The 7221-nt window shown below is 74.0% G+C and carries 5 protein-coding genes; 1 reads left to right on the forward strand and 4 read right to left on the reverse strand.

What is annotated here, in order from left to right; translation table 11 throughout:
- Positions 1 to 77: 77 nt before the first annotated feature.
- The 4 genes from ACYVD5_RS26490 to ACYVD5_RS26505 form a co-directional block, all read right to left on the reverse strand.
- Positions 78 to 929 carry a branched-chain amino acid ABC transporter permease gene (locus ACYVD5_RS26490; protein ID WP_461003878.1) on the reverse strand — a complete coding sequence of 284 codons (852 nt, stop codon included), beginning with the start codon at positions 927 to 929 and terminating at the stop codon, positions 78 to 80.
- Positions 930 to 984: 55 nt separating this feature from the next.
- Complete coding sequence (locus tag ACYVD5_RS26495; protein WP_461003879.1) at positions 985 to 1716, reverse strand: ABC transporter ATP-binding protein; 732 nt, start codon at positions 1714 to 1716, stop codon at positions 985 to 987.
- Positions 1700 to 2503: an ABC transporter ATP-binding protein gene (locus ACYVD5_RS26500; protein ID WP_461003880.1), complete on the reverse strand. Its 804-nt coding sequence runs from the start codon at positions 2501 to 2503 to the stop codon at positions 1700 to 1702. Before ACYVD5_RS26500 ends, ACYVD5_RS26495 begins: the two co-directional genes overlap by 17 nt.
- A 169-nt stretch (positions 2504 to 2672) precedes the next feature.
- Positions 2673 to 5495, reverse strand: a complete 2823-nt coding sequence (locus ACYVD5_RS26505) for a helix-turn-helix transcriptional regulator (protein WP_461003881.1) — start codon at positions 5493 to 5495, stop codon at positions 2673 to 2675.
- A gap of 453 nt (positions 5496 to 5948) precedes the next feature.
- Between ACYVD5_RS26505 and ACYVD5_RS26510 the strand changes: the two genes are divergently transcribed.
- Positions 5949 to 7052 carry a WD40/YVTN/BNR-like repeat-containing protein gene (locus tag ACYVD5_RS26510; protein ID WP_461003882.1) on the forward strand — a complete coding sequence of 368 codons (1104 nt, stop codon included), beginning with the start codon at positions 5949 to 5951 and terminating at the stop codon, positions 7050 to 7052.
- Positions 7053 to 7221 lie beyond the last annotated feature (169 nt).

Consider the following 7221-nt stretch of genomic DNA (forward strand, 5'->3'; position numbering starts at 1 on the left):
CCGTGCCGCGGCGCCGCCGCGGCGGCGCTGGGGCGCGCCGACGCCGGCGGGCTCGTCCTCGCCCAGGGCGGCCATCACTACACCTTTCGCGCGGTCGGTCGGGAGAACAGGCCGGCCGGGCGGATGCTCAGCACCGCGACGAGGATGGCCAGCGCCGCCAGGGTGGTCAGCTCCGGGCCGGCGTAGCCGGAGACGTAGGACAGGCACAGGCCGATGAGCATCCCGCCGGCCAGGGCGCCGAAGGGGCTCTCCAGGCCCCCGGTGACCGCCGCGGCGATCGCGTAGATGAACACCGAGTCCAGCACGTTGGGGTAGATGAACGGCGGCGCCGCCAGCATCCCCGCCAGCGCACCGATCACCGAGGCGATCGCCCACCCGGTGGTGAGCATCAGCCCCACGCGCACACCACTCAGCCGCGCCGCCTCGGGGTGGAACGCCGCCGCGCGCATCCGCAGCCCCAGCGGCGTGAACCGGTAGAGCGCGAACAGCAGCAGCGCGGCGGTGCCCACCGAGCCCAGCGCGAACCAGTCCGAGGCCGAGAAGCGGCCGCGGAAGCCGAGCGGGTAGGCAAAGGAGTGCGGCTCGTTGCTCCAGATCATTCCCGCCAGCCCTTGCAGCACCATGAGCAGGCCCAGCGTGGCGATGATCGCGTTGAGCGGGGAGCGGCCGTGGATCGGGCGGATCAGCAGCCGTTCGGTGGCGGCGCCCAGCACCAGCCCGGCCGCCAGGGCGGCACCGAAGCCCAGCCAGTAGCTGCCGGTCGCCTGCGAGACGGCGTAGGCGATGTAGACCGAGATCAGCGCCAGCGCGGGCTGGGCGAAGTTCACCACCCGGGTGGCCTGGTAGATGATGACCAGCGACAGTGCGAGGGCGGCATAGACCGCACCCGAGGACAGGCCGCTCAGTGTCAGGTCGACGAAGTGGTCCACGGTTCCCTTTCGCGAATGGGCCGGGCCGGCCGGCGGCCCGTTGCCGATGCCATGGTCAGAAGCCCAGGTAGGCGTGGCGCATGCGGTCGTCGGACAGCAGCCGGCCGGAGGTGTCCTCCAAGGCGACCTCGCCCTGGTTGAGCACGAAAGCGCGGTCGGTGACCGACAGCGCGCTGCGGGCGTTCTGCTCCACCAGCACGACCGTCAGCTCCCCGGTGGCGCACAGCCCCAGCAGCAGGCGCATGATCTGCCCGGCGACCAGCGGCGCCAGGCCCAGCGAGGGCTCGTCCAGCAGCAGCACCCGCGGCCGCGCCATCAGCGCCCGGCCCAGTGCCAGCATCTGGCGTTCGCCTCCCGAAAGCGTGGCCGCCGGCCGCGCCAGCCGTTCGCCCAGCGGCGGGAACAGCTCCAGCACCTCGGCCGTGCGCCGGGCGCGGTCGCGCCGGTCCGCGCGCCACAGCCCGCCCAGGCGCAGGTTCTCGGCCACGCTCAGTTCGGCGATCACCCCGCCGCCTTCGGGCACGTGCACCAGGCCGCGGCGGACGTGGTGCTCGGCCCCGAGCCGGGTGATGTCGGCGCCGTCCAGCAGCACCCGCCCGGAACGGGCGCGGTGCAGCCCGCTGACCGTGCGCAGCAGCGTCGTCTTGCCGGCCCCGTTCGCACCCAGGACCGCGCAAATGCCGCCTTGGGGCACGCTCATGCTCACCCGGTGCAGCGCAGTGGTAGCGCCATAGCCGGCCGAGAGGTCTTCGACCTGCAGGATCGGCTGCTCAGCCGGTTCGGTCATCGGTGCCCTCCTCGCCGGCGGTGCCCAGGTAGGCCGCCGCCACGGCCGGGTCGGCGCGGATATCGCCGGGGCCGCCTGCGGCGATGACCTCGCCGAAGTTCAGTACCGAGATGCGGTCGCACACCTCCATGACCAGGTCCATGTGGTGCTCGACCAGCAGCACGCCCATCCGCGAGCCGAAGGTGCGCACGGCCGCGCCCAGGGCGGCGATGTCATCGCCGGACAGGCCCGCGGCCGGCTCGTCCAGCAGCAGCAGTTCCGGTTCGGCCACCACGGCCCGGGCCAGGGCCACGCGCTTCTGCACACCGAAGGGCAGGGTGCCCGGCATCGCGCGGGCGGCGTGGGCGACGCCGAACTCCGCCAGCGCGGCCATCGCGCGATCGCGCAGCCGGCGCTCGTCGCTGTGGTAGCGGCCCAGCCCGGTGAGCATGGCGAAGGCGCCGCCGCGGGCCAGCCGGTCGGCGCCGACCAGGACGTTGTCCAGCGCCGAAAGGCCCGGGAAAAGGTTGAGCCCCTGCAGGGTGCGGGCGATGCCCAGGCCGGCGAGGTGGTGGGGGCGGTGGTTGCGCAGGACGCGGCCCTTCCAGGCGACGCTGCCGCTTTGGGGCCGGGTCACCCCGGAGACCACGTTGAACAGGGTCGTCTTGCCGGCGCCGTTGGGCCCGATCAGGCCGACCACGGTGCGGGGCGGCACGGCGAGTGCCGCGCCGCTGAGCGCGGTCAGGCCGCCGAAGCGCACGGTTATCCCTTCGGCGGCGAGTAAGGGTGGCGGCGGTGTGGTCGTCATCGCTCTGCTTTCCGTGCCGGGCCGGTTCCTGCCGCAGCAGATACCGACCGGTTGGCATGTACCGGGCATTCGTCGGCGGTCGCGGTTTCAATAGGGCGGATTGCGGATTGCGGGTGGCGGGCGGAACGGGAATCGGGGTAGGAGCGGCGCGCCCGGCGGGCGCGCCGGTTCAGCGGAACATGCGGGCCAGGTCCACCCGGGAGCGGATGTTGAGCTTGCGGAAGATCCCGCGCAGATGGTGCTCGACGGTGCGCGGGCTGATGAACATGTGCGCGGCCACCTCGCGGTTGGTGGCGCCTTCGGCCACCAGCAGCGCGATCTGGTGCTGCTGGCTGGTCAGGCCGCGGTGCTCGCGGTCCGGATCCGCCGCGGGTTCGGGATCGCCGATCGCCCGCAGCTCGGCGCGGGCCTGCTCGACCCACAGCCGGGCACCGATCCACTCGAAGGTCTCCAGCGCCTCGCGCAGGTGCTCGCGGGCGCGGCCGGGGAACCGGTTGCGGCGCAGCGTGGTGCCGTAGAGCAGCGCGGTGCGGGCGCGCTCCACATCGTCGTCGCCGCAGGCGCGGTGCAGCCGCAGCGCCTCCTCGAAATGGTCGCGGGCGTCCTCGGCGCCGGCCAGCAGGCCCCGGCAGCGCGCCGCCACGGCCAGCGGGCCCAGAGCGCCCGTGGCATTGGCCCAGGATTCGTAGGGCCCCAGCGCGATCGCCGCGCGTTCGTACTCGCCGGTGCGCACGCACGCCTCGACGAAGACCGGCGCGGTCTGCAGCCGCATCGCGGGATGCCCGTAGCCCGGACCCGCGTGGTTGAGCACGCGCAGCCGCGAGTAGGCGGCGTGCGCGTCGCCCTGGGCCAGATCCAGCAGCGACAGCGCCCAGGAGCTGAGCGCGGTCGGCAGGCCCAGGCTGTTCTCGCTGGAGCGTTCGGCCACCGCGCGCGCACGTTCATGGCAGGTCTCGGCGTCGCCCTGGATCGCGGCCAGCAGGCTCAGCGCGGCGAGGTGGTGGGTGGCGCAGTTGGGTTGGGCGGTCTCGCGCGCCATTCGCAGACCGGTCATGCAGTTGCCGATGCCCGAGGGGAAGCGCCCGCTCCAGAACTCCGAGTACACCAGGAACTCCAGCGCCTGGGGTACCACCGCCAACGCGCCGCGGCGCCGGGCCGCCGATACCGCCCGCGTCGACAGCGCATGCACCAGCGGCGCATCGCCCAGCCGCAGGCCGGCGATGCTCGCCCAGATCAGCTCGGCCGGCGAATCGATCTCCTCGGCGAGATCGGTGGCCCGCCGCAGGGGGCCCGCCGCGGCGGTGTAGTCGCCGGCGAAGGACAGCGCACAGCCCTCCATGAACGCGAACGCCAACCGCATGCCCGGCGGGTCGTTGTCGCGGGCCAGCGGCGCCAGCCGGCGGGCGGCCGCAGCATGGCGCACCGGGTCGCCGGCCAGCGAGGCGGCATCGGCGGCGCGCATGAGCGAGCGGACGGCCAGTTCGCGATCGTGCGGCACCAGGCGCTCGGCGGTGGCCAGCAGCGCATCGGCGGTGTCCAGCGCGTTTCCCCCGCGCAGCTGGATATGGCCGCGGATCAGCTCCAGCACCCCGGCCTGGCGCGGCGAGCCCGCATCGGGCTCGGCGCGGTCGAGCAGTTCCGCAGCGCGTTCGGGCAGCCCTGCCAACCACGCGTCCTGGGCGGCCGTGGACAGCCGGCAGGCCCGCAACCGGGGGATGGGTGTCAGCTCGGCGGCCTGCTCCAGAGCGGCTGAGGCCACCGAGTGGCCGTTGAGCTCCTTGGCGGTGTCGGCCGCCGCGGCCAGCTCGGCCGCCAGCTCCGAGTCGGGCCCCTGGGCCGCCGCGGCGCGGTGGCGGGCATAGCGCGAGGGGTCGTGCCGGGGATCCAGCACGCGGGCGAGCCGGGCGTGCGCCGCGCGCCGGCTCACCACCGGAGCCGCCTGGTAGACCGCGGCGCGCAGCAGCGGATCGGTGAACAGCAGCCGGGCGCCGTCGACGCGGACCAGCCCGGCGCTCTCGGCGGGCTCCAATCCGCCCACCGTCAGCCCCGGCCGGTCCGCGGCGCTCACGAGCAGGTCGATGCCGCAGTCGGCATCGGCCGCCGCCAGCAGCAGCAGGCGGCGCGTCGGCTCGGGCAGCGCCTCCAGACGCGGCGCATAGGCGCGGCGCAGCCCTTCCGGCAGCGGCAGGCTGCGCGGCAGCGGGCCGGAACCCGAGAGCTGGTCGCGGGAGAGCGCGGCGGCGAACCCGCGGGCGGCCAGCGGGTTGCCGTGGGCGGCGCGGACCAGTTCGGCGCGCACCCCCGCGGCGATCCCGCCGGGCACGGCATCGCCGAGGGTGTCGCTGATGGCCGGCTCGGACAGCGGGCCCAGCACCGCGGTGGGGATGCCGGGCACGACCGGTTTGGGGGAGTCGGTGCGGGCCGCGAACACCATGGCCACCGGGTCGGTGCCCAGCCGCCGCGCGGCAAAGGCCAGCGCGTCCAACGACGCGGCGTCCATCAGGTGCGCGTCGTCGATGCAGACCAGCAGCGGCGCCGTATGCCCCAGCAGGCACAGCAGTTGCAGCACGCCGAGGGAGAGCGGGAAGCGGTCGCTTTCGGCGACGCGGCCGGTCTCCAGCGCCTGGCCGATCGCCGCGGCCTGTTGCGCGGGCAGCCCGGCGATGCGGTCGGCGACCGGGCGCAGCAGCCGCTGCAGCCCGGCGAAGTCCAGCGCCGACTCGGGCTCGGTGCCGGCGGCGCTGAGCACCATGGCGCCTTGCAGCCCCACGGCGTCCTGCGGCGGCCGGGAGTGGCCGGCGGCCGGTGTCCGCGCCGCCTCGCAGGCGTGGTCGAGCAGAGCGGTCTTGCCGATGCCCGGCCCGCCGCAGATCAGCAGCGCCGCGCCCCGGCCCGCCCGGGCGCCGTCGAGGGCGTCGGTGAGCATCCGCTGCTCGGGTTCCCGGCCGCGGAGGCGGATGCCGGCGGCCGGTGGGGGATTTGCACTGGGCACGCCATCAAGTTACACAGGCGCCCATCGCGCCGACAGACGGTAAAAGCCGGACTGGTGATTTCACGGATGGGGCCCGGGGCGCCGGAACGGGTGCGCCCCTGGTGGGCGCGGTGCAACGGAGTAGCGGCGGGGCGCGCAGGGGCGGGGTCCTGACGGTGGCCGGCACCGCATCGGTGCCCACGGCTTCGCGGGCGTGCGCATGCGGCGCGCATGGTGCCGCCTCGCCGGCGGAGCGGTCCGGCGAGGCGGCCGGTGCCCGGTCACGCTTGGAGAATCAAAAACAAGCGGCGAACACTTGTACGAATTTTACCACTCACTGGGTATCCTAAGTCACACTGCCGGGCCCGCGGCGCGAGGACACCCGTTCCGCGGCCGTCCGGGCGCACACCCGCTGCACCGGCGGCCCGCAGCCGGCGCCACGGCTCCCAGTCAGCACTCACCCACGGGACGGACATGACACACCTGCTGGTAATCGGAACACGCAAGGGCCTGTTCACCGCCACCTCCGACAACCGCCGCGACTGGACCTTGCACGGTCCCCACCGCCTCGACACCGAGGACTACGCCAACATGGCCGGCGTCTACGCCGTGGGGATCGATCCCCGCACGCGCCGGATCCTGGTCGGTGCCGAAAGCTCGCATTTCGGGCCGAGCGTGTGGTTCTCCGACGACCTCGGGAAAACCTGGCAGGAGCCCCCGCAGGCGCCGATCGCCTTTCCCGACGACATAGACGACTCGTTCGAGCGCGTGTGGCAGTTCGCCTTCGGCGACGAGCCCGGCACCGTCTACGCCGGGGTCGAACCCACCGCCCTGTTCCGCTCCACCGATGGCGGCGAAAGTTTCCAACTGGTGCGCGCGCTGTGGGACCACCCGCACCGGTCCGACTGGTGGCCCGGCGCCGGCGGCGCCGCCATCCACACCGTGCTGCCCGGCCGGGTGAGCGCCGAGGGCACCGATCCCGCGGCCATGACCGTGGCGATGTCCACCGGCGGCGTTTACCAGACCCGCGACCAGGGCGCCAGCTGGGCGCCTGCCAACCACGGCATCACCGCGGTGTTCCTGCCCGAGGAATACCCCGAGTACGGCCAGTGCGTGCACAAGGTCGCCGTCGGCAGCGACGGCGAGTTCTTCGCGCAGAACCACCACGGCGTCTTCCGCAGCACCGACCCCGCCGGCACCGGGTGGACCTCCATTGCCGAGGGACTGCCCACCGACTTCGGGTTCTCCTATGTCACCCACCCGCACGCGCCCGGGTCGGGATACGTGTTCCCCGTGGTCAGTCAGGTTTGCCACCTGCCTCCCGGCGACCGCCTCGGCGTGTACCGCACCGACGACGCCGGCCGCACCTGGCACTCCGATGTCGCAGGGCTGCCCCGCGACCCCTACTACGGGATCGTGCTGCGCGACGGCGCCTGCACCGACGGATCCGACGACCCCGGCTTCTACTTCGGCACCCGCACCGGCGACGTCTACGCCACCACCGACTCCAGCGGCGAGTGGTCGCAGGTCGCCGCCCACCTGCCCGACGTACTGTGCGTCCGGGCCGTGGAGGTGTGAGGCGATGGGCGTGACCGTCGTGCTGCCCCAGGTCCTGCAGTCCGACAGCGGGGGTGCGGCCCGTATCGACATCGGGCTCGGCGAGCTCCCGTCCGCGGGGCCTGCGCCCTCGGCGCCGGCCGCGGGCGCGGGCGTGCTCACCGACAACACCCCCGAGCCCCGCGGGATC

It is taken from the genome of Streptomonospora sediminis, from assembly GCF_054778995.1.